Annotated in this window: 25 protein-coding genes; 5 read left to right on the plus strand and 20 right to left on the minus strand. The window is 63.8% G+C overall.

Going from position 1 to position 26,128, the window contains the following annotated elements; translation table 11 throughout:
- Positions 1 to 18 precede the first annotated feature (18 nt).
- From ACFOJ9_RS30990 to ACFOJ9_RS31010, 5 genes are all read right to left on the minus strand, one after another.
- A complete protein-coding gene (locus ACFOJ9_RS30990; protein ID WP_378984750.1) occupies positions 19 to 921 on the minus strand; it encodes a branched-chain amino acid ABC transporter permease in 903 nt (300 codons plus the stop codon).
- A 334-nt stretch (positions 922 to 1,255) separates the two neighbouring features.
- Positions 1,256 to 2,257 (minus strand): 4-hydroxyproline epimerase, encoded by a 1,002-nt coding sequence (locus ACFOJ9_RS30995; RefSeq protein WP_378984752.1) that lies wholly within the window; start codon positions 2,255 to 2,257, stop codon positions 1,256 to 1,258.
- Positions 2,258 to 2,287: 30 nt separating this feature from the next.
- Entirely contained in the window at positions 2,288 to 3,541 is a 1,254-nt protein-coding gene (locus ACFOJ9_RS31000) for an NAD(P)/FAD-dependent oxidoreductase (RefSeq protein WP_378984754.1), read from the minus strand.
- Positions 3,538 to 3,987, minus strand: a complete 450-nt coding sequence (locus ACFOJ9_RS31005; RefSeq protein ID WP_378984756.1) for a GNAT family N-acetyltransferase — start codon at positions 3,985 to 3,987, stop codon at positions 3,538 to 3,540. Before ACFOJ9_RS31005 ends, ACFOJ9_RS31000 begins: the two co-directional genes overlap by 4 nt.
- 10 nt (positions 3,988 to 3,997) lie before the next feature.
- Positions 3,998 to 4,891 (minus strand): dihydrodipicolinate synthase family protein, encoded by an 894-nt coding sequence (locus tag ACFOJ9_RS31010; RefSeq protein ID WP_378984758.1) that lies wholly within the window; start codon positions 4,889 to 4,891, stop codon positions 3,998 to 4,000.
- 111 nt (positions 4,892 to 5,002) lie between these two features.
- Here ACFOJ9_RS31010 and ACFOJ9_RS31015 point away from each other — a divergent pair, with 111 nt between their 5' ends.
- Positions 5,003 to 5,653 carry a GntR family transcriptional regulator gene (locus tag ACFOJ9_RS31015; RefSeq protein ID WP_378984760.1) on the plus strand — a complete coding sequence of 217 codons (651 nt, stop codon included), beginning with the start codon at positions 5,003 to 5,005 and terminating at the stop codon, positions 5,651 to 5,653.
- Between the two features lie 9 nt (positions 5,654 to 5,662).
- On the opposite strand, the gene ACFOJ9_RS31020 is transcribed toward ACFOJ9_RS31015, so the two are convergent.
- Both ACFOJ9_RS31020 and ACFOJ9_RS31025 read right to left on the minus strand, forming a co-directional pair.
- A complete protein-coding gene (locus ACFOJ9_RS31020; protein WP_378984762.1) occupies positions 5,663 to 5,980 on the minus strand; it encodes a hypothetical protein in 318 nt (105 codons plus the stop codon).
- A gap of 332 nt (positions 5,981 to 6,312) precedes the next feature.
- Positions 6,313 to 7,809: a CoA-acylating methylmalonate-semialdehyde dehydrogenase gene (locus ACFOJ9_RS31025; protein WP_378984764.1), complete on the minus strand. Its 1,497-nt coding sequence runs from the start codon at positions 7,807 to 7,809 to the stop codon at positions 6,313 to 6,315.
- A 378-nt stretch (positions 7,810 to 8,187) separates the two neighbouring features.
- On the opposite strand from ACFOJ9_RS31025, the gene ACFOJ9_RS31030 reads away from it, so the two are divergent.
- From ACFOJ9_RS31030 to ACFOJ9_RS31040, 3 genes are all read left to right on the plus strand, one after another.
- The gene (locus tag ACFOJ9_RS31030; RefSeq protein WP_378988157.1) at positions 8,188 to 9,069 is read left to right on the plus strand and encodes a LysR family transcriptional regulator; all 882 of its coding nucleotides are present in this window, start codon (positions 8,188 to 8,190) and stop codon (positions 9,067 to 9,069) included.
- Positions 9,070 to 9,264: 195 nt separating this feature from the next.
- Positions 9,265 to 9,708, plus strand: coding sequence for a hypothetical protein (locus ACFOJ9_RS31035; protein WP_378984766.1), 444 nt, complete (start codon positions 9,265 to 9,267; stop codon positions 9,706 to 9,708).
- A 128-nt stretch (positions 9,709 to 9,836) separates the two neighbouring features.
- Positions 9,837 to 11,861, plus strand: a complete 2,025-nt coding sequence (locus ACFOJ9_RS31040; protein WP_378988159.1) for a phospholipase D-like domain-containing protein — start codon at positions 9,837 to 9,839, stop codon at positions 11,859 to 11,861.
- 12 nt (positions 11,862 to 11,873) lie between these two features.
- On the opposite strand, the gene ACFOJ9_RS31045 is transcribed toward ACFOJ9_RS31040, so the two are convergent.
- From ACFOJ9_RS31045 to rsfS, 10 genes are all read right to left on the minus strand, one after another.
- Positions 11,874 to 13,130, minus strand: a complete 1,257-nt coding sequence (locus ACFOJ9_RS31045) for a D-amino acid dehydrogenase (protein ID WP_378984768.1) — start codon at positions 13,128 to 13,130, stop codon at positions 11,874 to 11,876.
- Positions 13,131 to 13,251: 121 nt separating this feature from the next.
- Complete coding sequence (locus tag ACFOJ9_RS31050) at positions 13,252 to 13,809, minus strand: nucleoside-diphosphate kinase (RefSeq protein WP_378984770.1); 558 nt, start codon at positions 13,807 to 13,809, stop codon at positions 13,252 to 13,254.
- Positions 13,810 to 13,811: 2 nt separating this feature from the next.
- A complete protein-coding gene (rnk, locus tag ACFOJ9_RS31055; RefSeq protein ID WP_378984772.1) occupies positions 13,812 to 14,225 on the minus strand; it encodes a nucleoside diphosphate kinase regulator in 414 nt (137 codons plus the stop codon).
- A gap of 273 nt (positions 14,226 to 14,498) precedes the next feature.
- The gene (alr, locus tag ACFOJ9_RS31060; RefSeq protein WP_378984774.1) at positions 14,499 to 15,638 is read right to left on the minus strand and encodes an alanine racemase; all 1,140 of its coding nucleotides are present in this window, start codon (positions 15,636 to 15,638) and stop codon (positions 14,499 to 14,501) included.
- A gap of 78 nt (positions 15,639 to 15,716) precedes the next feature.
- Positions 15,717 to 16,238 carry an RNA pyrophosphohydrolase gene (locus tag ACFOJ9_RS31065; RefSeq protein WP_378984776.1) on the minus strand — a complete coding sequence of 174 codons (522 nt, stop codon included), beginning with the start codon at positions 16,236 to 16,238 and terminating at the stop codon, positions 15,717 to 15,719.
- Positions 16,239 to 16,268: 30 nt separating this feature from the next.
- Complete coding sequence (locus ACFOJ9_RS31070) at positions 16,269 to 17,465, minus strand: divergent polysaccharide deacetylase family protein (RefSeq protein WP_378984778.1); 1,197 nt, start codon at positions 17,463 to 17,465, stop codon at positions 16,269 to 16,271.
- Between the two features lie 283 nt (positions 17,466 to 17,748).
- On the minus strand, positions 17,749 to 19,080 hold the full coding sequence (locus tag ACFOJ9_RS31075) for a S41 family peptidase (protein WP_378988162.1): 1,332 nt from the start codon (positions 19,078 to 19,080) through the stop codon (positions 17,749 to 17,751).
- Positions 19,081 to 20,418: a murein hydrolase activator EnvC family protein gene (locus ACFOJ9_RS31080; RefSeq protein WP_378984780.1), complete on the minus strand. Its 1,338-nt coding sequence runs from the start codon at positions 20,416 to 20,418 to the stop codon at positions 19,081 to 19,083.
- A 182-nt stretch (positions 20,419 to 20,600) separates the two neighbouring features.
- Complete coding sequence (rlmH, locus tag ACFOJ9_RS31085; RefSeq protein WP_378984782.1) at positions 20,601 to 21,083, minus strand: 23S rRNA (pseudouridine(1915)-N(3))-methyltransferase RlmH; 483 nt, start codon at positions 21,081 to 21,083, stop codon at positions 20,601 to 20,603.
- An 83-nt stretch (positions 21,084 to 21,166) separates the two neighbouring features.
- Positions 21,167 to 21,544, minus strand: coding sequence for a ribosome silencing factor (gene rsfS / locus ACFOJ9_RS31090; protein WP_013529073.1), 378 nt, complete (start codon positions 21,542 to 21,544; stop codon positions 21,167 to 21,169).
- 242 nt (positions 21,545 to 21,786) lie between these two features.
- Between rsfS and ACFOJ9_RS31095 the strand changes: the two genes are divergently transcribed.
- Entirely contained in the window at positions 21,787 to 22,638 is an 852-nt protein-coding gene (locus tag ACFOJ9_RS31095; RefSeq protein WP_378984785.1) for a mechanosensitive ion channel family protein, read from the plus strand.
- 4 nt (positions 22,639 to 22,642) lie between these two features.
- On the opposite strand, the gene ACFOJ9_RS31100 is transcribed toward ACFOJ9_RS31095, so the two are convergent.
- From ACFOJ9_RS31100 to ACFOJ9_RS31110, 3 genes are all read right to left on the minus strand, one after another.
- Positions 22,643 to 23,932, minus strand: a complete 1,290-nt coding sequence (locus ACFOJ9_RS31100; protein WP_378984787.1) for an MFS transporter — start codon at positions 23,930 to 23,932, stop codon at positions 22,643 to 22,645.
- 68 nt (positions 23,933 to 24,000) lie between these two features.
- Complete coding sequence (locus tag ACFOJ9_RS31105) at positions 24,001 to 24,633, minus strand: nicotinate-nucleotide adenylyltransferase (RefSeq protein WP_378984789.1); 633 nt, start codon at positions 24,631 to 24,633, stop codon at positions 24,001 to 24,003.
- Positions 24,634 to 24,838: 205 nt separating this feature from the next.
- Complete coding sequence (locus tag ACFOJ9_RS31110; protein ID WP_378984791.1) at positions 24,839 to 26,125, minus strand: glutamate-5-semialdehyde dehydrogenase; 1,287 nt, start codon at positions 26,123 to 26,125, stop codon at positions 24,839 to 24,841.
- Positions 26,126 to 26,128 lie beyond the last annotated feature (3 nt).

Consider the following 26,128-nt stretch of genomic DNA (forward strand, 5'->3'; position numbering starts at 1 on the left):
ACGGTGACGGCCATGGTCTCAGACCTTTTCGACTTCTGGCCGGCCCAATATGCCGGAAGGCAGGAAGATCAGCACGATCGCCAGGATCGAGAACGCCGCGACGTCCTTGTAATCGATCGAGAAATAGGCCGACCACATGCTCTCGATGAAGCCGATCATCAGCCCGCCGAGCACCGCACCCGGCAGCGAACCGATGCCGCCCAGCACCGCCGCCGTGAAGGCTTTCACACCAGGCGTGAAGCCGTCCGAGAAGGCAATGACGCCGTAATACATCAGGAACAGCGTACCGGCGACGGCGGCAAGGGCCGCACCCATGATGAAGGTGATCGAGATGGTGCGATCGACATCGATGCCGAGCAGCGCCGCCATCTTGCGATCCTGCTCACAGGCCCGTTGCGCCCGCCCAAGCGAAGTCCTGTTGACCAGATACCAGAACAGCGCCAGCAGCAGCGCCGTGACGACGACGATGATGATCTGCTTCAGCGACACGCTGATACCGTTGATGTTGTAGACTTGGCTGACCATCGGCGGGATCGGCTTGTTGCGCGGCCCCTGCGTTACCTGGACGAAATTCGACAGCGCGATCGACATGCCGATCGCGGTGATCAGCGGGGCCAGCCGGAACGAACCGCGCAGCGGCCGGTAGGCGACCTTCTCGATCGTCCAGTTGTAGAGGCTCGTGAGCAGCATCGCCACGATCATCATGACCAGCAGCGCCACCACCACCGGCACCGAATAGAACAGCGCGCCAAGTGCGAGGAAGACGATCAGCGCCGTGAAGGCACCCACCATGAAGATATCGCCATGGGCGAAGTTGATCATGCCGATGATGCCGTAGACCATCGTGTAGCCGATCGCGATCAGCCCATAGATCGATCCCAGCGTCAGCCCGTTGATAAGCTGCTGGACAAAATACTGCATGTGTACATGGCTCCCCTGGAATGTCGCCCATGCAGACGCATTCCTTTTCGTATTTCCCCTAGTCGTAAAGTTTCGAGCCCGGATTGCAACGTCATTTTTCAATCGTCTTGCGTGTTTTGCCGACACGCCGCCCGATTGCCCGTTTTTCCCCATCCGGCCCCTGGACTATCGCGGACCCTACCATTGGCATAACGCAATGTCTTTGACGATTCGATCACATCATGCACCCCATTTCGAAGAAATCGTCGTCAAAATTAGGTGATGAGAGGAATCGTTGCGTTACTGACACGGTCCGTTTTTCGTTCCGTTTCTTTCCCTTGGGTCAGGTTGCCCTTCACTTGACCACAAAACCATGCGCGAACGGATCGCGGTCGTCGATGAAGATGGTGTTCAATCCGGTCATCCGCGCCCAGCCGCCGATCGAGGGAATGATGGCCGGTTTGCCGGCGACGGTAACGTCCTTTTCGACCTTGCCCTTGAACAGCGAACCGATGATCGATTCATGGACGAAATTGTCGCCGGCCTTGAGCTTGCCCTTGGCATGAAGCTGCGCCATGCGCGCCGAGGTGCCGGTGCCGCAGGGTGAGCGGTCGATCGCCTTGTCGCCGTAGAACACGGCATTGCGGGCGTCGGCCTCAGGATTGGTCGCCGCACCGGTCCACAGCATGTGCGACAGCCGGTTGATGCCTGGGTTCTCGGGATGCACGAAGGAATATTTCTCGTTGAGCCGCTGCCGCACCACCGGGCTCCAGGCAATGAAGTCGCCCGCCGAATAGTCGGCCATGTCGCGATAGTTCTCCTGCGGTTCGACGATGGCGTAGAAGTTGCCGCCATAGGCGACATCGACGGTGATTTCGCCGAGCTGCGGGCACTCGACCGTTAAGCCCTCGGCGTAGAGGAAGGACGGCACATTGGTGATACGCACCTCTTCGACATAGTCGCCGACCTGTTTGTATTCGGCGATGACCAGGCCGGCGGGCGTGTCGAGCCTGAGCACGCCCGGCGTCTTCGGCTTGATCAACCCATGCTCGATGGCCATCGTCACCGTACCGATCGTGCCGTGACCGCACATCGGCAGACAGCCGGAGGTTTCGATGAACAGGATGGCGATGTCGCAATCCTCGCGCGTCGGCGGATAGAGGATCGAGCCGGACATCACGTCATGGCCGCGCGGCTCGAACATCAGCCCGGTTCGGATCCAGTCATACTCGGCCAGAAAATGTGCGCGCCGCTCCATCATCGTCGAGCCCTGCAGCAGCGGGCCGCCGCCGGCGACCAGCCGCACCGGATTGCCGCAGGTGTGGCCGTCTATGCAGAAGAAGGATTTCTTGGCCATGACGCTCCTCGAAAAATCAAACCCGAAAAATCAAAATCGTTGTGGGCTGAAGGGGGCCAGATCGATCGGCGGAGTCTGCCCCAGGACGAGCTCGCGGATCAACCGTCCGGTGGCTGCCGCCTGGGTCAGGCCGAGATGGCCATGGCCGAAGGCATAGACCACCGATCTGCTTCCCGGTGCATGACCGATGACGGGCACTGAATCCGGCAACGAGGGACGGAACCCCATCCATTCGCGCCCGCCCGAGGGATCGAGCCCCGGCAGGAATTTCTGTGCCTTCTGCAGCAGCGCCTTCGACCTGTTATAGTTGGGCGGCCGCTCGATGCCACCGAGTTCGACGGCGCCGCCGACGCGCAGGCCCGTTTCGAGCGGCGTGATGACGAAGCCATGGCCGGAGAAGATCAACTGCCGCTTCACGTCGAAGGCGGTCGTCGGCAGTGTCGTGTTGTAACCGCGCTCGGTTTCCAGCGGAATGCGATCGCCGAGTTGCCTGGCCAGCAGATGCGACCAGGCGCCGGCGGCGACGACGAGGTGTCGAGCTTGCCTGGTCGTGCCGTCGGCAAGCATCAGCGTCGCTCCGTCCCGATCCGTCGTGACGCGCTCAATCCGAGCTTTTTCAAAGCGGGCACCCAGCCCCTCTGCATAGGCCCATACCGCCTTGCCGAGCAGTTTTGGGTCGGCGACCGTCTTCCATCCCGGCACGAACGTGCCCTTGACGAAGCGCGGCGACAGCCCCGGCTGCAAGGCAGCCAGTTCCTCGCCTTCGACATGGCGAAAGCCGATGCCGAAACGTTCACGCGCCGCCCAGCCGGGCAGCCCGGCCCGAAACTCGGCTTCACTTTCGTAGAGCTCCAGTGAACCGTCCTCGCGCAGCATCGACCGCGTGCCGGAACGATCGAGCAAGCCCATCCATTCCGCTTCGGCGAGCTTCATCATGCCGGCTTGAGCGGCAAGGCTCGCCTCGTATTTTCGCGGCGCACCGGCGCGCCAAAAGCGGATCAGCCAGGGCAGAAGCTTCGGCAGATAAGCGGGCGGGATGCTGAGCGGTCCGAGCGGATCGGCCAGCCATTTCGGCAATTGCCGCATCATGCCTTTGTGGGCCAGCGGCAGCACATCGGAAAAGGCAAAGGCAGCGGCATTGCCCGAGCTCGTCTCCTCGCAGATGCCCGTGCGATCGAAGATCGTGACCTTGCGTCCGGCCTCGGCGAGAGAGGCGGCGGCGCAGATGCCAATGATGCCGCCACCGATGATGGCGATGTCCAATGTCTCGGTTGGCGCCGTCACGACCGGATGTCTCCAGAGCTGAGGGCTTTTGTCATCAGAGGGTTTTTCCGGTCGGACTGGGCGACCGCCCAACCAAGGGTTTGATAAAACCCTTCTGCCTCCTTGGCGGCATTGACTTCAAGCTGCTCCAAGCCAAGGCGGTCTGCGTAGGTCTCGACTTCCTGCATAAGAATCCGGCCGAGGCCACGCCGCTGCAGATCCGGTTCGATGGCAACAAGCCTGACAATGCCGAGGCCCGGACCGGCAACGTCCAGCCTCGCGGTCCCTACCGGCACGCCGTCGCGTATGAGGAGCAATGGATGATTGCCCGCAAGACGGTCGTCGGGATGCCGTTCGTCATAGCCATCCAAACCCCGGTCCTCCCAAAGAACGCGCTTGCGAATATGGTGATATGCCGCCCAATCCCCATCGCTTTCGACGCGCTTGAGATGGATCCGATGCGGCATATAACCTTCCTCAGAATTGCGGCAGCTTCGGCCGCACCGCGAGCGCATCCTTGACGATCTTCTCGACGGCCTTGCGGCGCTCGCCCGACAGCGGCTGGCGCGGCATGCGCACGCGGTCATTTGTGTCGATCGCGAACACTTCGGCAAGCTTGATGTTTTGTACCAGATAGGTCGAGACATCGAGATCGAGCAGCGGCCGGAACCAGCGGTAGATGGCGAGCGCCTCCTCGCGGCGGCCCTGCTTCATCAGCTGGTAGATGGCGACGGTCTCCCGCGGAAACGCGGTGACCAGTCCGGCCACCCAGCCGATGGCGCCGACCGACAGCGCCTCGAAAGCGAGATTGTCGACGCCGGTGAACAAATCATAGCGGTCGCCGAAACGATTGATGATCTCGGTCGAACGGCGGATGTCGTCCGAGGATTCCTTGATCGCGACAAAGCGCTTGTCCGACGCCAACTCCTCCATCTGGTCGACGGTGACGTCGACCCGGTAGGCGAGCCGGTTGGAGTAGATCATGACCGGCAGGTCGCCGGCTTCGGCGACGGCGCGCAGGGCCGCGACCGTCTCTTCCGCATTGGTGTGGTAGATCGGGCTCGGTACCACCATCAGGCCGTTGGCGCCTTCCTTGGCGGCGCGCCGGGCGATGCTGGCAGCTTCACGCGTGCCGGCCTCGTTTACGGTCAGCAGTACGGGCTTCTTGCCGGCGACCTTCTGCGCGGTCTTCAGCACTTCGAGCTTCTCGTCGGGCGACAGCATCGGCCCTTCGCCGAGCGATCCGCAGACGATGATGCCGTCGCAGCCGGCCTCCATCTGCAGGTTAAAGCAGCGCTCCATCTCGGCATGATCGAGACGATCATCCGCGGTGAATTTGGTCGTGACGGCAGGAAAAACTCCGGTCCACATGATCATTGCTCCATCTGATATATCAGCCATATATCTGTTAAGAAACTGCCTGTCAATGCGGATTCCGTTATGATATATTCAAGATATATCAGGAGAGTGCGTTTGATATCCATGGAAGCAAGCATCCCAACCGAGCCCGCCGCGACAAGGGCCTACCATGTGCTCGAGCACATGATCGTCACGCTCGAACTGGCTCCGGCAAGCTTCGTCACCGAGGGCGCCCTGATCGACAGGCTCGGGCTTGGCAGGACACCGGTGCGCGAGGCGATCCAGCGGTTGGCCTGGGAAGGGCTGCTTGACATCAGGCCGCGCGCCGGCATCGCGATCGCGCCGCTCCATCCCGGAGACTGGCTGCGCGTGCTCGACGCGCGCCGGGGCGTCGAGGTGGTGCTGGCCCGCTCGGCCGCCCGCTTCGTCACCCGCGAGGCCGCCGACCTGTTTCACGAAGCAGCGCTCGCCATGCAGAAGGCGGTGATCTCGGGCAACGTGCTTGCCTTCATCCAGGCCGACAAGGCACTCGACGAAGCCTTGGCGCTGGCCGCCGACAACCCGTTCGCCGCCCGCCTGGCCGCGCCCTTGCAGACCCACAGCCGCCGCTTCTGGTTCCGCTACAAGGCCGACACCGGCCTTGCCGAATCCGCCGAGCACCATGTCGCGCTGATCCGCTCGATCCTCGACGGCGACGAGGAGGCCGCGGCCAAGGACGCCAAGCGCCTGATGTCGCTGCTGCGCGGCCACGCCGAGGTGGCGGCAACGCGCTGAGCGGGCGGTTCAGATCCCTTGCGCCGTCGCGGTGACGGTGGCGGTATTCTCCCATCCGTCACCGGTCGCAAAGATGCAGCTTTGGCCCTGCACGTCGGTTACCAGCATGGTCCATGTCCCGCTTGCCGAAACATAGATCTCGACGATGGCAGCTTGCCCGATCACACCGTAGCCAATCTGCTTCTGTTGAAAGGCCTGCGCCAGTCCCGCGACAAGATCACTGTGGCCGCCGCAGATAAATTGCGCCTGCGCGGATAGCGTCGACAGCGCCAGCGCAGCGCCGATCGCAGCTATCCTGATCCATCGAAACGAAAATTTGTGTGCCATCTGGCACCTCCTTCGCCTTGGCGTTCCGGCAAAGGGAGGCACATCGGCAGCCTCAATATGCCGGGACGATCCAGGCCGGATTCGACGTCTTCATCACGTCACTCCTTCTGGTTTCCGGTCTGTCATCAGGGAATTTTATCGCATTCCCTGGAGTCGATATGGTGAGGTCCCGATCTGAAAACAAGCACCCGTTCAGCCTCCACCGACCTCGACATCATCAGTGGCGCCCAATGCAAAAACGAGCGCCACTGAGCGCCCGTTCCTGTTCCGGTTATTGGCCCGCCGCGTGCCCGCAGCCAAAGGCGAGGACGCGCAGCCGAGAAATCGTCCGGCTAGTTCATCGTCGGGATGACGAACTCCGCACCGTCCTTGATGCCGGACGGCCAGCGCGAGGTCACCGTCTTGGTCTTGGTGTAGAAGCGGAACGCGTCCGGGCCGTGCTGGTTGAGGTCGCCGAAGGATGACGCCTTCCAGCCGCCGAACGTGTAGTAGGCGATCGGCACCGGGATCGGCACGTTGATGCCGACCATGCCGACCTGGACCCGCGAGGCGAAGTCTCGTGCGGCATCGCCGTCACGGGTGAAGATGGCGACGCCATTGCCCATCTCGTGGTCGTTGGCGAGCTTGATCGCGCTCTCATAGGTCGGCGCGCGCACCACCGAGAGCACCGGCCCAAAGATCTCTTCCTTGTAGATGCGCATGTCCGCGGTGACGTTGTCGAACAGGCAGCCGCCCATATAGTAGCCATCCTCGTAGCCCTGCATGGAGAAGCCGCGGCCGTCGACGACCAGCTTGGCGCCTTCCTTGACCCCGGTGTCGACATAGCCCTTGACCCGCTCCAGTGCCTGCGCCGTCACCAGCGGGCCGAAATCGGCGGAAGAGTCGGTCGAAGGACCGACCTTCAGGCTTTCGACGCGCGGGATCAGCTTTTCCATCAGCCGGTTGGCGGTGTCGTTGCCGACCGGGACGGCGACCGAGATCGCCATGCAGCGCTCGCCGGCCGAGCCGTAGCCGGCGCCGATCAGCGCGTCGACGGTCTGGTCCATGTCGGCGTCGGGCATGATGATCATGTGGTTCTTGGCGCCGCCGAAGCACTGCACGCGCTTGCCAGCGGCCGTGCCGCGCGAATAGATGTAGTGGGCGATCGGCGTCGAGCCGACAAAGCCGATGGCCTTGATGTCGGGATCGTCGAGGATGGCGTCGACGACGTCCTTGTCGCCGTTGACGACATTGAGGATGCCCGCCGGCAGGCCGGCCTCGAGGAACAGTTCGGCAATGCGCATCGGCACGCCCGGGTCGCGCTCCGACGGCTTCAGGATGAAGGCGTTGCCGCAGGCGATGGCCGGCGCGATCTTCCACAGCGGGATCATCGCCGGGAAGTTGAACGGCGTGATGCCGGCGACGACGCCGAGCGGCTGGCGCATCGAATAGACGTCGATGCCGGGGCCGGCGCCGTCGGTGAACTCACCCTTCATCATGTGCGGCGCGCCGATGCAGACCTCGACCACTTCGAGGCCGCGCTGGATGTCGCCCTTGGCGTCGGCAATCGTCTTGCCATGCTCACGCGCCAGGATATCGGCCAGTTCGTCATAGTCGCGGGCGACCAGGTCGAGGAATTTCATCAGCACGCGCACGCGGCGCTGCGGGTTGGTTGCCGCCCACTTCGGCTGTGCTGCCTTGGCATTCTCGACAGCCGCGCGCAATTCCGCCTGCGAAGCCAGCGCCACCGTGCCGCGCACGGAGCCGTCCATCGGCTGCATGACATCCTGCTTGCGGCCGCTGGTCCCGGCGACATGCTTGCCGCCGATGAAATGACCGTAGTCGATCATGATTTCTCTCCCTTTGTTTGTGATGCCGCATTGTCCGCCTTTGGCCGGCGGATGGCAACGCGACGGAGAACGCAACCGTTGTGCGGAAAGTAGATAACGATTGACGGGCGAGCATCAATTCCCGCAAATGGTGGTATGCGATTTCCGCTATTCGGATTGTGAGATTGAGTTCCTTCGCGCCCCCCTCTGTCCTGCCGGACATCTCCCCCTCTAGGGGGGAGATTCCGCCGTCATCTTCGGCTTCGCCAATCATCGAGGCCGTTAGCGAAGAGCTGCCTGCGAAGCTGCCAATCTCCCCCCTTGAGGGGGAGATGTCCGGCAGGACAGAGGGGGGCGCCACGGAACGCAACGTCGATGACTATCATCCGGACCATCCCCATGAACTGGGATGACGTCCGCATCTTCCTTGCCGTGGCGCGCGCCGGCCAGATCCTTGGCGCGGCCAAACGGCTGGAGCTCAACCACGCCACTGTCTCGCGCCGCATCGCCGCACTCGAGGATGCGCTGCGGACAAAGCTGTTTCGCCGGTTGACCACCGGCAGCGAGCTGACGCCTGCCGGCGAGCGCTTTCTCGACATTGCCGAGCGCATGGAAGGCGACATGATCGCCGCACGTTCGACCGTTGCCGGCGAAGGCGACGATGTCTCCGGCACGGTACGCATCGGCGCGCCGGACGGTTTTGGTGTCGCCTTCCTGGCCAAGCGCCTCGGCGCGCTGACCGCGCTACACCGCGAACTGACGATCCAGCTGGTGCCGGTGCCGCGCTCCTTTTCGCTGTCGCGGCGCGAGGCGGACATCGCCATCACCGTCGAGCGGCCGACGGAGGGCCGGCTGGTGGCGGGTAAGCTGGTCGACTACTCGCTCGGCCTGTTTGCCTCGCGCGCTTATGCTGACGTGCATGGTTTGCCGCAAACCGCCGCCGAGCTTGGCCAGCACACATTGATCGGCTATGTGCCGGACCTCATCGTCAGTCCCTCGCTCGACTACGCGGCGGAGTTCAGCGCCGACTGGCGCACCAGCTTCGCCATCTCCTCGGCGCTCGGCCAGGCCGAAGCGGTGCGGTCGGGCGCCGGCATCGGCATCCTGCACACCTTCGTCGCCCGCTCGATGCCGGAACTTGTGTCCGTCGATGTTGTCGCGCCCATCCGCCGTGCCTACTGGCTGGTCTATCATGAATCGGTGAGACCCCTGCGCCGCGTCCAGATCGTCGCCAGCTTCATCACCAAGGCGGTGGAGCGGGAGCGAAACCTGTTTGTCTGATGCATGTCGCCCAAAAGTGATCTCGGTTTTGGGAGAACGACATGCACAAAGACGCTAAAGCGCATCGCATGAATCCGTTCAAACGCGCTGCGCTTTAGCCGTGCCGCCTTTTCCTTGCCACAAAACCGGCGAGTGTGGCATCAGGCGCGCGGTCGCCGCGTAGGGACATCTTTCAGAAAGCTGGCGCGGATAGACATGCGAGCCGTTCTTGCCATCCTGCCGCTGCTTTTCGTTTCCGCTTGCGCCAATCCGTGGACGAAGGTTCCGGAGGCCGAACTGCCCAAACCGATCCGCAATGCCATGGCGCGGCCTTCGCCTTTCGTCTTCGGCAATTATTGCGGCCCTGGCACCCGCACCGGCGATCTGTCGGCCCGGCCGGTCAACCGCCTCGATGCTGCCTGCCGGACGCATGACGCCTGCTACATCGCCCGCCACAACCATTGCGACTGCGACAGCGCCCTCGTCGCCTCGGCAAAGGCGATCCGCAACGACAAAACAGCGCCGCGCAAAATGCGCGGCGAGGCCGAACTACTGATCGCCACCTTCGCCCTTCCCGTCTGCAAGGTCTTCCCGCAGGGCTTCATGCCGCCGCGCGACCCGGCGCAACTGAGCGCCCTGAAGGCCGGAGCGGCCGGGTGAGAGACCCCGCATTCGTCATCGCCACTCTGTTCGGACTGGCCGCCCTTGCCGGTTGTGCCGGCGCTGGCCGCAATGCCTGCGATCTCCTGCAAGGCCAGACGGCCTGTACGCGACCCTCGCTGTCAGCCATGACGCCCGGGCCGCAAGTCGCCGCCGCGCAGTTTTTCGGCGACGCCGGCACAAGCGACTACGAAAAGCGGTTCCTGGCGCTGCTCGCCCACCACCAGCTCGGCGCGATGGACCGCGCCAACGGCACCGGCCCTTTCGGTCATGATCGCCACGACATCCGCAACAGCGATTTCCAGGCGAGCTACCGGACATTGCAGCAACTGGCCGGGCCGGTTGCCGAAACGCATCTGCCGCCGGCCGGCGCCAGCAGCGGCGAGGGCCACTTCGACGGACGCTGGCGGGTGTCGCGGCAGACACTCTACATCGATGCAGCAGCGCGGCCTTCGGCGCCCAGGATCTTCGATTTCTCCGGCCTGCAGGCGCGCAGCGTCGAGATCGTGCTGCGCCAGGCCGGAAAGCAACCGGCCGACATCGAGGGCACCTGCGACGGCACGCTGGCGATCCGTGCCGGCGGCGGTTCACGCACCATTGCCACGGGCACGGCATTCCGCTTTCGCCTGTCCGGCGAGGACGGCACGGTCAGCCTGTTCCCGAGTGACGGCCTGAACCGCTGCACGGCAAGAATCCGCTCCAGCCTTGTCCCGGCCGGCGCACCGCTCACCATCCGGCGCGAAGAGACCGCCGACCCGGCGCTTGCTGCCTTCGACAGTCGTTACGAGCGTTGTCCAACGCCCGACCCCACCGGCCTCGATCCGCTCAGCCGCGCCTTCTACGCCAGCCGCTGGCTGTCGCAGACCTGTGCGTTGTCGATCGGAAAGCCGCGCCTGCTGCGTAAGTCGCGCGACGGCTTCAACGCCAAGGTCGAGGCGCTGATGGGAGCGCCGCTGTCCGACAGCGCCATCGACAAGGGCGACCCGGAGCTGCCGCTTGACTTCTCCAATGCCCCAAAACTCAAACTGATCTATCTGTCGTCGCTGGAGTTCAAGGCCGACTTCTCCGGCCGCATCATCGAACGGCTGATCCGCCATCATGCAGCGCTTGGCACCAAGGTGCGCATCATGGTCACCGACGTGCTGGAGCGCGACAAGGACGACGCCATGCTGCACCGGCTGGCCGCCGAATTCCCCAATGTCGAGCTGCAGGAATATCGATGGCGGGCGGACCGGGGCGCGCCGATCGACGAGCAGATCTCGCAATTGCACAAGGTCCATCATGTCAAGATGCTGGCGACGCTTGCCGACGATCCACGGCGGTCGCGCGCCATCATCGGTGGCCGCAACATCCATGACGGCTTCCTGTTCCACCAGCCGATCGATCTGTCGCGCTATCCCGATCTTGAGCAATACGGCAAGACCGACGGGTTCTCGCTGAACTACTATTCGAACTGGAGCGATTTCGACATCGAGTTCGCCGATCCGGCCACGGTCGAGACACTCGCCGCGCATCTTTCGACAGTGTGGCTGCGCGACGCCGACACCAATCTGGCGCGTCCCTTCTCCATTCCGGTCCGGTCCAACGGCGCCCGCCCGTCAGGCACGGCGCGGCACTTCATTTCGGTGCCCTACGAGGATGGCCATGCGCTGGAGGATTATTTCGTCGAGCTGGTCGACGCCGCCCAGCACCATATCCAGATCGTCAATCCCTACCTCAACCTGACGCCCAAACTTGCTCAGGCTGCGGACCGGGCGCTCGCCCGCGGCGTCAGGATCGACATTGTCGGCCGCATCGATCTCAAGGGCGATATCGGCGGCAAGTTCCTCACCGCGCTCAACAGGCTGTTCGTCGAGAAATATGGCGACCGCATCAACATCCGCGAGTTCAAGGCGCCGGATGTCGTGCTGCATTCCAAGATCATGATGATCGACGAAAGGCTGGTCGCCATTTCGTCGGTCAACCTCAACAACCGCAGCTTCTTCCACGACTCGGAGAACGGCATGATGGTGCTCGATCCGGCCTTCTACACCAGGATGAAGCCGATCTATGACGACTATGTCGCTCACTCGAACCCGGTCGCCACCAATGTGACGATCCCGTGGGCCTATCGGCTGCTGTTCGACGAGGACTGGGTCAGACAAGCATTCTGACCAACACATGCCCTACCGAAAATAGCGCTCCTGCGCGAGGTCGCGGACATCGATATCAGGCACCCGGCTGGAGATGATGTCGGCCAGAACCTTGCCCGAGCCGCAGGCCATGGTCCAGCCGAGCGTGCCGTGGCCGGTGTTGAGATAGAGATTGGAAAGCTCGGTGCGGCCGATCAGCGGCGGACCATCCGGTGTCATCGGCCGCAGCCCGCACCAGAAGGTCGCGTCCCGCATCGCGCCGGCGCCCGGAAAGAGATCGCCGACCGAGTGTTCCAGCGTGCGCCGCCGCGATTCGTGCAGCCTGAGGTCGAAACCGGAAATCTCGGCGGTGCCGCCAACCCGGATGCGGTTCCCAAGCCGCGTGATCGCCACCTTGTAGGTCTCGTCCATCACCGTCGACACGGGTGCCGCGGCGGCATCCTTGATCGGCACGGTGATCGAATAGCCCTTGACCGGATAGACCGGGATCGGCCGCTTCACCCGGCGCATGAACCCTGCCGAATAACTGCCCAGCGCCATCACATAGGCGTCGGCGGCTTTCCAGCCCTTGCTGGTGCTGAGATTGGCAATGCGGTTACGGCTGCGGATGATACGCCAGATCGTCACGTCGTATTCGAACTTGACGCCGCGCGCCACACAGAGTTCGGCCAGCCTGTCGGTGAACATCTTGCAGTCACCGGTCTCGTCGTGCGGCAGCCTGAGGCCGCCGACGAACTTTTCGCGCACCCCGGCCAGGCCCGGCTCCGCCGCGATGCAACCGTCCTGATCGAGGATCTCGTAGGGGACGCCATACTTCTTCAGCACCTCGACATCGCCGCCGGTGCCGTCGAGCTGCTTTTGCGTGCGAAACAACTGCAGCGTACCCTGGGTACGCTCGTCATAGGCGATGCCGGTCGCTTCGCGCAGCGCTTTCAGCGTGTCGCGGCTGTATTCGGCCAGCGGCACCATGCGCGCCTTGTTGATCGCATAGCGCTCGGCCGTGCAGTTGCGCAGCATCTTGATGAGCCATGTCCACATATGCGGGTCGAAGGCCGGACGCACCACAAGCGGGCCATGCTTCATCAGCAGCCATTTGATCGCCTTCAGCGGAATGCCGGGTCCGGCCCAGGGCGAGGCGTAGCCGGGCGATATCTCGCCGGCATTGGCGAAGCTGGTTTCCAGCGCCGGGCCTTTCTGGCGGTCGAGAACCGTCACCTCGTGGCCGGCCTCGGCAAGAAAGTACGCCGTGGTCACCCCGATGACGCCACCGCCCAGCACCATGATCTTCATCGTTCACTCCTTGCCGCGCCGCGCGTCCTTGAGGACGCCGTGGACGCGGCCGCATTTCCGATTTGCGCATGATCCCGGCGAAAATCGATGCCGATTTTCAAGGCCATGCACTGTTGCCCGTTCACGCCGCCGTGGGACCGGGGTCGTCATCCCCCTCTGTCTGCCGCATTCCGGCCCTCTCGCCAAGAGGCCGCCAATCGGCTGCGGCGCTGTAGACGAGGGTGAGCCCATGCGGTCGTCGCCCCTCGGCTTGGGATTTCTCCCTGACGGCCCGCCGCGCGGCCTCCGGCTGGTAAAGCACGGCCGCGATCAGGATCGACTCCCGCCTGCCGTCGGCCTGTTCGATCGATGCCGTCTGGCCCTCTGCCATGCCAAGCATGCAGAGCCCCCGCCTGGTCGTGATCGGCAGGCTGGAGCCGACCGGCCCGCGCACCTCGTTTTGCACCAGGGTTCGGGTCTCGGCAGGACAGGCATCGATACGAAACACCACCCTGCTGTTCAGCGTCACGATATCGGCTTCGACCGAATCGATCGAAACGACATCGGCGTTGGAGAGCTTGTCTGCAAGCATAGGAACGATCGGATCCGCGAAAGCCCGCCGACGCTCCAGCATGATCTCGAGGACGGCGAAGTCCTTCGTCGTCAGCCGACAATTCGTGCCTGTCATCACCGCCTCCATGATCAGGACCGCTGCTGGCCGGACGCGGGCGTGTCGACGGCTTCGACAATCAACGACATTTCCCGGCCGCCACGACTGCTCCAGCGCACTGTCTGCCCGATGGTGGCGCCGATGAGCGCCGTCCCCATCGGCGTCAGCACCGAGATCCTGTTTTCAGTGATGTCGGCATCGCCGGGATAAACCAGCGTGATGCGCTCCCCGCCATCGCCGCGGATTGTCACCGTCGAGCCCATCCGCACCACGTTGGCCGGCATGGAAGCTGCCGCCGTGATGGCCCGGTCCATCTCCGAAAGCAGCTCTTCGGCCGTCTCGGGCACGCGGTCGAGCGACGCCCGCGCCAGGCCCGTCAGCCTGTTGTGGTCGGCATCGCTGACCAGAAGCCGGCTCGGTGGACGCAATCCAGTTGCATGTTGCATGGCAAACCTCGTGAATTGGCGCATCGAACAGATGCGCGCCTGCCGCCGTGCTGGACGGCGGCGATGAAAGCCGGCAGCCGCGAGGGCTGTGTGGCTTGAGAATGATGATGTCAGGTAGAAATGCCCCGGTTCGGACAGGCGCCAAAAGGCGACCGCGCCGGGGCTACGATCCCGCGATCGGGCAGACCCTGAACAAGGTTCTGATATAAGCGAGGTTGCTCATGCCCGGAGCCTTGCCGACAGGCGTCCGCTTGTCAAGCGCGGCCAAACCGCTCAACCGCCGACATAGCGCCGATGAAAGCGCGGGCCGAGGCTGGTCAGGATCTCGTAGCCGATGGTGCCGGCATGGCCGGCAGCGTCTTCGACGCTTTGTGAGGGACCGAGCAGTTCGACGAGATCACCCTCGCGGAGCTTGCCGGGCGGCAAGGCGGAGATGTCGAGAATGATCGAATCCATCGACACCCGTCCGAGGAAGGGCAGGCGCGCGCCCTCGAACCAGGCTGCGGACGCCGCGCGTCGGTGCCAGCCATCGGCATAGCCCAGCGAGATCGTCGCGGCAGCGAGCGGAGCCGTCGTGTGGAAAATGTGGCCGTAGCCGACACCAACGCCAGCCTCCAGCATGCGCGTCTGGACGATCTTGGCCTCCAGCCGTACCACCGGCAGCATCGGGTTCGGCCTGGCCGGCGTCGGATTGATGCCGTAGAGCGCGGCACCGGGGCGTGCGAGATCGTAGTGAAAGCGTGCCCCAAGAAAGATGCCGGACGAATTGGTGAGCGAGGCCGGCGCCTCCGGCAACATCTTGCGCAGCCGCTCGAATGCCAGTCGCTGCCGCTCATTGGCCGGATGCTCCGGCTCGTCGGCGCAGGCAAGATGGCTCATCACCAAGCGGATGTCGATGCCGTCGAAGGCATGCGGATCGGCGGCAACGCGTTCCACATCCCGGGGCGCCATGCCGAGCCGCGACATGCCGCTGTCGACCTGGATCGCGGCCGGCAGTTTTCGGCCGGCGCGGCTAGCCGCCACACGCCAAGCCGCCAGTTGCCCCACGCTGTTGATGACGGCGCAAAGGTCTGCGGCCACGGCGTCCGGCTCGGCACCAGGCGGAATGCCGTTCAACACGAAAATGGCGGGGCCGGGCCCGATCGAGCGGCGCAAGGCGACGCCTTCGCCCAGAAGCGCGACAAAGAAGGTATCGCACCCTTCGCGCAGCAGCGCCGCCGCGACCTGGCTGGCGCCAACGCCGTAGCCGTCCGCCTTGAGCACGCCAGCGCAGCGAACATCGCCCAACCGCGCTTTCAGCCGCCGATAGTTTTCACGGATCGCACCGAGATCGATGGTGAGGACAGCCCCAGCCGCCACTTCGCTTGTAGCGGTGACCTCTTCGGGCAGCGACCTTGTGGGGGCGTCGTTCATGGCGACCCTTCGCATAGTGTATAGACACATCAATAGGACCGCCGGGTCGGCGCGGCAACCGCGGTTGTTGTGTCGCAGCTATTGCACCAGATGCCGGAATGCCGCCACCACGTCCTCATAGACATGGCGCTTGAACGGCACGACTAGGTCGGGCAGATCCTGCATCGGCCGCCATGCCCATTTGTCGAACTCGGCGGTGTGACCGCCGGGCGGCGGGTTGATCTGGATCTCGCTGACGTCGCCGTGGAAGCGAAAGGCGAACCATTTCTGCGTCTGGCCGCGATACCGGCCCTTGAAGGCAATGCCGACGAGATGGTCCGGCAAATCATAGTTGATCCAGTTGGGCGCTTCGGCCAGCAGCGAGACGCCACGCATGCCGGTCTCCTCATAGAGCTCGCGCTCGGCCGCCTGCAACGGCTCCTCGCCCTTGTCGATGCCGCCCTGCGGCATCTGCCAAAGCTGCGTCGTGCCGGCAAATTCGCTGTCCGGCTCGGCAATGCGATGCCCGACCCAGACCAGGCCTTCGGCATTGAGGATCATCAGCCCGACACAGGGCCGATAAGGCAGCGTTTCGCGGTCGACTTTCTTTGTCTTTGCCATCGGTCAATCTTCCAATCTGTTTTCCGATGGCTAGCCTTTTTGCGGATCGATGGCCACCGCTGAGATCGGCACGATCTCGATGCCGCGCTTCTTGGCCTCGGCCACCCAGGACGACACGGTGTCGACCGTCAGGTCGAAGGCCGAGCCAATGCCGACGGCAGTGCCTTTGGCCCGCGCGGTCGCTTCGAGACTGTCCAGTTTCTTCAGGATTTCGCCGCGATCCTGTACCGCATCGATCGCCGTGTCGCCGGCGACGAAGGGCACGCCGTCCTTCAGCGCCAGGTCCGGCGCCAGGCTGCGCGCCGACGAGCCGTCGTCGATATAGGCGAGGCCGCGTTTGCCGAGCTCGGCCATGAACGGCTCCATCGCCGCCGCGTCGGCGGAAAAGCGGGCGCCCATATAGTTCATGACGCCGGTGTAGTTCGTCGTCCGCGACAGCGCCCAGTGCAGGTTCTTCAAATTCTCGTCCGCGCTCGCCGCCACCGTCAGCGTGTTGCGGCCAGGGTTGACCTTCGGGTAGTCGAACGGCTCGAGCGGCACCTGCATGACGATCTCGTGTCCGCTTTGCCTGGCTGCCTGCATCCAGCGGCCGATGCTGTTGCCTTGTGGCGCGAAGGCCAGCGTCACTTCCGCCGGCAGCTTGGCGATGGCCGCCTGGGTGCCTGTCTGCGAAACCGAAAGCCCGCCGATGACGATCGCTACGCGCGCGCCGCGACCGCCCGACCAGGGCCGCGCATAAACGTCGAACGGCCGTCGGCCATCGGCGGCACGCACGGGCAAAGGCCCGGTTTCACTGGCTTCGATCAGCGCCTTGTCTGGAATATGCGCGATCTTCAGGTTCTGGCCGATGGTCGACGGATCGCGAATGACGATCGCTGCCCTGGGCGGGCCATCGCCCTCCTCCGTCTGCACATGGATGATCTGCGGCCCACCTGTCTTTGTCGACGTCTCCTTGGCCGGAGCCTCCGGCTTCGGTGCCGCCACCGGGGCCAAAGCGGACGGCACGGCGGCAGGCTCGGCCGCCGCTGTCACTTTCGGTGTTGAAACGGCAACCTCTTGCGGCTTTCGAAACGGTTTCTCTCTCAGAGCGATCGCGCCGGAGACGCCAACCACCACCAGCACGACCGCGGTCGCCATGATCGCACCGCCGCTGACCTTGCCGGCGGCGCGCGGCGACCGGACAGCCTGTCCGAGCGGGCGTTCAATGTCCTTGCCGATATCAGCCAAGCCTAATCCCCGGGCGCATGGCTTCGAAGACGAAACCGCTTCGAAAAGACATGCGCGAATTCTTCAATCCTGGCGCACCCCTGGCGCCGTGTTTGAGGGCTTCGCCTTGCCCCCGAATCAAACTGCCGGAACCTTTCGGTCCCGGCAGCATCGCATTGCTTCCATCAGGCGGCCAGACCTGTTGTCGGTCACCGGAGCATCGGGCCCAAAAGTGGAATCCGGTTTTGGGAAAACCCGATGCTTAAACAAAAAGATAGAGCGGCGCATGCGCCGCTCTAGGCCCTTACTGGTTGAGAACGGCCTTTTGCGGATTGGGCGGGAAGGACGGATCGGTCTTCTGGCCGCGCAGCAGCTGCTCGGCATAGATGAGCTGCAGGTCGTCCTTCGGATCCGGCGGCACATAGGCCGCCGACCCCGAACCGGTCGTGCTCTCGTCGGCGCCCTTGATATGGCCCTTGAGATCGGATTCACCGCGCGTCAGGTCCCTGCCCTGCAGTTCCGGCGGCAGCGGCTGGTCGACCTTGATGTCGGGCGTGATGCCCTTGCCCTGGATCGACTTGCCGGACGGCGTGTAATAGAGCGCCGTCGTCAGCCGCAGCGCGCCATTCTCGCCGAGCGGAATGATGGTCTGCACCGAACCCTTGCCGAAGGACTGCGTGCCGACCACCGTGACACGGCGCAGATCCTGCAGCGCGCCGGCGACGATTTCCGACGCACTGGCAGAACCGCCATTGACCAGAACGATCATCGGCTTGCCGTTGATGTCGTCAACCTGCTTGGGCTTGGCGTCGAAGCGAGTGACGTCCTTGGGATCACGGCCGCGCGTCGAGACGATCTCGCCGCGGTTGAGGAAGGCATCGGACACGCTCACCGCCTGGTCGAGCAGACCACCCGGATTGAGGCGCAGATCCAGAACGTAGCCCTTGAGCTTGTCGTCTGGAATCTGCTTCTTGATGGTGTCGATGGCGTTCTCGAGGTCGTCATAGGTCTTTTCGGTGAAGGAGGTGATCTTCATGTAGCCGATGTCGTTCTCGACCCGGAACTTGACTGCCTTGACCTTGATGATATCGCGCACGACCGTCAGTTCGATCGGCTTGTCGGCGCCCTGGCGCAGGATGGTGAGCTTGATCGGCGTGTTGACCAGGCCGCGCATCTTGTCGACCGCGTCGTTGAGGGTCAGACCGCGAACCTCTTCGCCGTCGATCTTGGCGATATAGTCGCCGGCCAGCACACCTGCCTTGGCGGCCGGCGTGTCGTCGATCGGCGTGATCACCTTGACCAGATCGTTCTCCATGGTGACCTCGATGCCGAGGCCGCCGAACTCGCCCTTGGTCTGGACGCGCATATCCTGCGCCTGCTCGGCGTTCATGTAGGAGGAGTGCGGGTCAAGCGAGGCAAGCATGCCGTTGATGGCGTTCTCGACCAGCGACTTGTCGTCGGGCGGTGTCACATACTGTGCCCGCACCCGCTCGAAGATATCGCCGAAGATCGCCAGTTGCTTGTAGGTCTCCGACCCTGCAGCGTTCGCTGCCGAGCCGGGTGTGCCATAAACAAGGCTCATGGCGGACGCGCCCATCAGCGCACCGGCAAACAGAAGCGACAGTTTCCGCATTATTCACGTCCTTCCAGAAAAACGGTCCGCCCACCATGGGGCCGGATCGACGGGTTTTCCATCCTTGCGGAACTCGACATAGAGCTCCGGCGTGGCATTTCCATTCTTCGAAACCGAGGTGCTCGCCACCCGGGCCTCACCCATCGCGCCGATCGGCTCTCCTGCGAGCACTGATTGGCCGGTCGCGACGCTGATTCTGCTCATCCCCGCTAAAACGACATGATAGCCGTCGCCTGCGTTAAGGATCAAGAGTTGACCATAAGAGCGAAACGGCCCCGCATAAAGCACATTCCCATCCGCCGGCGCGGTAACGATGGCTCCCGATTGTGTCGCAACCATGTCGCCAAGCATCACCGCGCCGTTACCGTCATCGGCGCCGAATCGCCGCTTGATGCGCCCGGTCACCGGCAGCGCGATCTGTCCCTGCAGCGCCGAAAAGGGCGCCGCGGCGGCAAGTTGGTTGCCTTCCGGCACGGGCAACGACGCCAGTTCCGCCGGCGCTGATGTCTTGTCGCCATCCGCCGTCTTCTGCTCGGCGGCCCTGGCCGCATCGGCAGCCTTGCGGGTCTTGTCGGCCTGCGCTTCGAGCGAGGCGATCAACTCCTTCAGGCTGCCGGCCTTGGCGGCCAGCGCCTCGGAGCGCTGCTTTTCAGCGGCCATTTGCGTTTGTGTGTCGGCTTCGAGCTTCTGCTTGGCTTCCAGCAGCATGCCGAGCCGCTTCTTTTCCGCCGTCTGGTCCCCAACCGCAGCCGTCAGCCGAGCCCGTTCGGCCTCGATCGAGGCCGTGACCCGCGACTGCTCCTTGAGATCGGCGAGCAAGATATCGGTCTGCTGACGCAGTTCCGGCACCACCGCGCCGAGCAGGATGGCACTGCGCACCGACGACAGCGCGTCCTCCGGCTTGACCAGGATCGCCGGCGGCGGGTTCAGCCCCATGCGCTGCAGCGCGCCCAGCACTTCGGCCAGCACGTCACGCCGCGCCACCAGCGAGGCGCGGATTTTCTGTTCCTGGCCCTTCAGCCCTTCCAGCTTGGCGCCGATGTCCTCGATGTCCTGGCCGAGCTTCTGCTCGGTCATCGCCGACTGGATCAATGCGGCTGTGATCGAGGCGTGATCCTTCTTGATCGTCGCGATGTCGGCGGAGAGCTTGGCCAACCGTTCGGACGACAGCGTGATCTCCTTCGAGACCCGTTCGTATTCGGCCCGGCTCTGGTCCGGATCGGGAGCCATATCGAGCGTGTTTTCGGCCCGCCCCGCATGCAGCGACAGCACAAGCGCCGCCGCCGCGATGCCGCAGCGCGCGCGCCATGAGCCCGTTCTCGATTTCCAGCCTTCAGACATCCGGCGTCGACTCTATCTGCGGCTTCGTTAACGAACCATCAACCATGTTTGAACGGCCGTTCCCGAATGCATGTCGCCCAAAGGTGGTCCCGGGTTTGGGAAAACGACATGCATAAAACCAAAGGTCCAATCTTGCGCGGCATTGGGGCGGAAATCCGGGCAGGTCGCACCAATTTACCGGTTTACGAGCGATGGTAGGGGTGTCCCGAGAGGATAGTGGCCACCCGATAAAGCTGCTCACCCAGCATCACGCGCACCAATTGGTGCGGCCAGGTCAGCAATCCGAACGACATCACCAGTTCGGCCTGATCGCGCAGCGATTGATCGTGGCCGTCGGCGCCGCCGATGGCGATGACCAGCGCCTTGCGGCCACCGTCACGCAACAGGCCGAGGCGCCCGGCGAAGTCTTCCGAGGAAAAGCTTTTGCCGCGTTCGTCGAGCAGGATCAGCGCGGTGCCGGGCTGCAACTGCGTTTGCAGCTTCTGGCCCTCCTCGCGCCGCCGTTCGTTGGCGGTCTGGCCGCGCCCCTCGGCGATCTCGGCAATGCCGGCAAATTCAAGCCCCACCGCCGGGCCGCTCTTTGCGAAACGCTCGAAATAACGGTCGGCGAGCAGCTTCTCGGGGCCGGCTTTCATCCGGCCCACGGCGTGAACTGATATCTTCATCCTCGCCCCTATAAGCCGCTAATGCATGTCACCAAAGTAGGAACCGGTTTTGGGGCAACGACATGCATCAAAACAACGACGGCTTAGTGGAGTGTCTCTTCCTCGAGATCCGGCGCCTGCCACATCTTTTCGAGATTGTAGAATTCGCGGACTTCGGGACGGAAGACATGGACGATGATGTCGCCAGAATCGATCAGGACCCAGTCGGCGCCGGACAGCCCCTCGACGCGCGCAGTGCCGAGACCGGCATCCTTGATCGCTTTGAGAAGGTGATCGGCGACAGCCGCGACATGACGGTGCGATCGGCCTGACGCGACGACCATGTAGTCGCCGAGGCTCGATTTCCCCTGGATGTCGATGGAGACAATGTTTTCGGCCTTGGAGTCTTCCAGACTGGCAAGGACTGTCTTGATGGCGCGGGACACGGCGTCGTCTACGCTGATCCTGGCCGGCGAAGGCATGATATCGGCCTTCTTCCGCAGTGCTGTTCTCAGTGTATTTCCTTTCGCAGCAAGAACAACCAAATCACCCTCAAAAGCAGGTGACACCACTTAGATAGGCAGAGTTCCCTGACAGTTTCAAGACGGAACCCTGCCTCGCACGAACGTATTGTTAGTCCTGTGGTTCCGCCGCACGCCGGAAAAGATCGGAACCCACGCCGCCCGCACGGGTTATCGGCTCACCGACCAACCGGAATTTTGTCATGCCGATCGACCCGCAAAACGCCCTCCTCATCGTCCAGGCCGGCCTCGCACAGCTGAGCACGCTGATCGTTTCCTACTCCTTCTCGGCCATCGGTGCCGTCATCCTTTTGGTTGTCGGGTACATCGTCGCCGGCCTTGCCGAACGTTCGATCTTTGCCGGTCTCGGCCACATCCATGGTTTCGACGCAACGTTGCGGCATTTCTTCTCCAAGATCGTCCGCTACGCCATCCTGATCCTCGTCACCATCATGGTTCTCGGCCAATTCGGTGTGCAGACGGCGTCGATCATTGCCGCGATCGGTGCCATCGGCCTTGCCATCGGCCTGGCGTTGCAAGGCACGCTGCAGAACATCGCCGCCGGCATCATGCTTCTGGCGCTGCGGCCGTTCCGCATTGGCGAATCCGTCGAGGTCGGTTCGATTGCCGGCTCGATCGAGGAGATCGGCCTGTTCGCGACCATGCTCAGGACCGCCGACGGCGTCTACATCCTGGCGCCCAATTCGACGCTGTGGAACCAGCCGGTACGCAACTACTCGCGCAACGGCGTGCGCCGCAGCGACATCACGCTCAGCATCGGCTCCTGGAACGACATCGACCGCGCTCAGAAGACTTTGCTTGCCATTGCCGGCGCCGAGCGGCGGGTGAAGCGTGAGCCGGCCCCTATCACTTTCGTTGCGACACTGGGCGAAAGCACCGTTTCGATTGCCTTGCGCTACTGGACATCGTCGGCGGATTTCTTCGCCACCCAGGCCGATCTCACCAAGCGCGCCAAGCAGGAATTCGACTCGGAAGGCATATCGATCCCGCTGCCGCCACCGGAAGCGCCATCGCCGGAAGCCCGGCGGCAATGATCCATTAGCCCTTGCGCCGATCTTGCTCGTCCGGCGCGAACGCAAGTTCGACCGGCAAAGGCGCTTGCGCCGTCATCGGCGCGAAACTGCCGGTTTCACCGGCGGGAACCGGACGCGTCGTGAACACGCGCAGAAGCACGAACAGGCAGAAGGCAGCGGCGATGAGGATCGCCACATAGATGAACGCCTGCGTGCCAAAGACGGCCGAAAGCGCAGTCACGATGCCGGGCACGATGAAGCCAGAAAGCGACCACGCGAACAAAAGCGAGCTGGACAGTGCCACCATGTCCTCCTTGCCGGCGCGGTCGGAGGCATGCGCGCTGGAAAGCGAATAGATCGATTCCGAGGCGCCATCCCAAACGATATAAATTACCACCAGCGCCGCCAGCGCGCCGCCATCGAACCCAAGCGCAAACAGGCCGGCGACCATGGCAAGCGCGGATGCGACGATCAGCACATAGCGGCGGTCTGTGCGGTCGGAAATCCAGCCAAGCGGGATCTGTAGGATCAGCGTGCCGACCGGCATCGCCGAAAGCAGAAGCGCGACGTCAGCCTGGCTGTAGCCCTTGGCCGTGGCATGGATCGGCGCAAAGCCGGCGATCGACATCGACAGGCCGCCAACCGCCAGCATGCCGGCAACGCCGACCGGCGAAATCCGCCAGGCCCGGCGCAGCGCCACCGAGGCCGCCTGCGGTGCCGGCGGCTGGGCCAGCCGCGTCATCCCCACGGGGAGGATCGACAGCGCCGTGAAGACGATACCGATCAGCGGCGCATCCGCCGTCCTGATATCGACCAGCGCCAGCGTCGCATAGCCGACGCCAAGCCCGGCGACATAGGCAACGTAGAAGAAAGCCATCACCCGGCCGCGGATGGCGTTGGCAATGGCATCGTTGAGCCAGCTCTGGGCGACGATGAACAGGCCGCATATGGCAAAGCCGTAGAGCGCGCGGGCGGCGATCCACAGCAGCGGATGGACCCCGGCGCCGACAGCGGCATTGGCCAGCGCGATCAGCGCCGACAGCACCATGAAGGCACGGGCATGGCCAACCCTTCGCACCAGCGGTCCGGTCAGGATACAGCCGGCGAGGCCGCCCGCTGAAAGTCCGGTGATGATCAGCCCGGCCCAGGTCGGATCGAAGCCCTCGGCGCCGAGCCGGACCGGGATATAGGCAAACATCAGCCCGTTGCCGACAGCAATCAGCGCCATCGACACGATGACGCTGGCAATCGCGATCAGCGGCGTGGGCTCGGCGCCCTGCTCGGCTTCGCTGCGGTTTTTCCTGGGAATCGACATGCCTGCTCAGGATTGCCCATGAAACGGGCAAAGGGAGCGATAAAAGCGACATGGCCGGGCGAGTGGGCTCACCCCTTCGCCAGCTTGCGGATCGCACTCGACGACAGCGGCGAACGCGGGCCGTGGATGAAGGTCCAGGCCGGCGCCTTCATGCGGGCCAGCCGCGGCGCATCGCCCTCGTCGACGCGGGCATAGTCGAAGGTCTTGGCGACGACCGACGACAGGAACGACAGCGTCGCTCCCGGGCGGTCGATGACGGCGATCGGGAAGGTCATGACGATCTCGCGCCAGCGCTGCCAGCGGTGGAAATCACGCAAACTATCGGCACCCATGATCCAGACGAAATCGACGCCCGGATTGCGCGCCTTGACCAGCGCCAGCGTGTCGGCGGTGTAGCGGACGTGATGGGCGGCTTCGAAGGCGGTGACCTTGATCTTCGGATTCTTGGCGATCTGTTCGGACAGCTGCAGCCGCTCGCCGAGCGGCGCCAATTCCCTGGTGTTCTTCAGCGGATTGCCCGGCGTCACCATCCACCACAGCTGGTCGAGTGCCAGGCGTCGCAGCGCAATCTCGGCGACCAGCGCGTGGCCGGCATGCGGCGGATTGAACGAACCGCCGAACAGGCCGACGGCCAGCCCTTTCTCGGCATGCGGCATTTTGAGATAGTGGGATGGGGCGACGGGTGGGGAAGGAGATAGCATTGCGCTAGGCACCCCCCTCTGCCCTACCGGGCATCTCCCCCGCAAGGGGGGAGATCAGCAATTTCGCCGAAGGCGTAAATCTTGCAGCGTTGAGGATTGGCGAAATCAGAAATATCAGCCAATCTCCCCCCTTGCGGGGGAGATGTCCGGCAGGACAGAGGGGGGTAGCTTGGCGCAAGGCCTCAGGCTCTATCGACGAAAAGCTTCAAGGCCTCACCTGTCCCGACCCGCGCACGCGGTATTTGAACGAAGTCAGCTGCTCGACGCCGACCGGTCCGCGCGCATGCATCTTGCCGGTGGCGATGCCGATCTCGGCGCCCATGCCGAACTCGCCGCCGTCGGCAAACTGCGTCGAGGCGTTGTGCAGCAGGATCGCCGAATCGATCTCGTTGAAGAATTTTTCGACCGCTTGCGCATCCTCGGCGACGATCGCTTCGGTGTGATGCGAGGAAAAGGTTTCGATGTGTTCGATCGCACCACCGATACCGTCGACCAGCTTCACCGCGATGATGGCATCGAGATATTCGGTCACCCAGTCGGAATCGGTCGCCGGCTTGGCATCGAAAAACACTTTCAGCACGTCGGCATCGGCATGGATTTCGCAGCCAGCGGCGCGCAGGGCGTCGAGGATCGGCACCAGATGCGTGGAGGCAACCGTGCGGTCGACCAGCAGCGTCTCGGCGGCACCACAGACGCCGGTGCGCCGCATCTTGGCGTTGACCGCAATCCTCACCGCCATGTCGAGATCGGCCGAGCGGTCGATGTAGAGATGGCAGATGCCTTCGAGATGCGCGAAGACCGGCACCCGCGCCTCGTTCTGCACCCGGCCGACGAGGCTTTTGCCGCCGCGCGGGATGATGACGTCCAGCGTACCGCTTAAGCCCTTCAGCATCTCGCCGACGGCGGCGCGATCGGTGGTCGGCACCAGCTGGATGGCGTCTTCCGGCAGGCCGGCTTCCTTCAGCCCTTCGACCAGGCAGGCATGGATAGCGGCCGAGGAATTGAGCGAATCCGAGCCGCCGCGCAGGATCACCGGATTGCCGGCCTTCAGGCACAGCGCGCCGGCATCCGCCGTGACGTTCGGGCGACTCTCATAGATGACGCCGACGACGCCAAGCGGCGTGCGCACGCGCTCGATATGCAGGCCATTCGGCCGGTCCCATTGCGCGATCACGTCGCCGACCGGATCGCGCAGCGCCGCGATTTCCCTGATGCCGTCAGCCATGGCGCGAATGCGCGCCGGATTGAGCTTCAGCCGATCCATGAAGGAGGCGGAAAGCCCGGATTCCTGGCCATTCGAGATGTCGATGGCGTTGGCGTCGAGAATATCCGGCTCACGAGCGACGATCGCCTCTGCCATGGCGAGGAGTGCGGCGTTCTTGGCGGCGGTCGTGGCAATGGCCAGCGGTCGGGCGGCAGCGCGGGCGCGGCGGCCGATATCGGCCATCGTTGCCACGGTGTCGTCCCCGGATTTTTCATGCAATTTCAGCATGGC

This window comes from Mesorhizobium cantuariense (assembly GCF_042647205.1).
Classification (GTDB): domain Bacteria; phylum Pseudomonadota; class Alphaproteobacteria; order Rhizobiales; family Rhizobiaceae; genus Mesorhizobium; species Mesorhizobium cantuariense.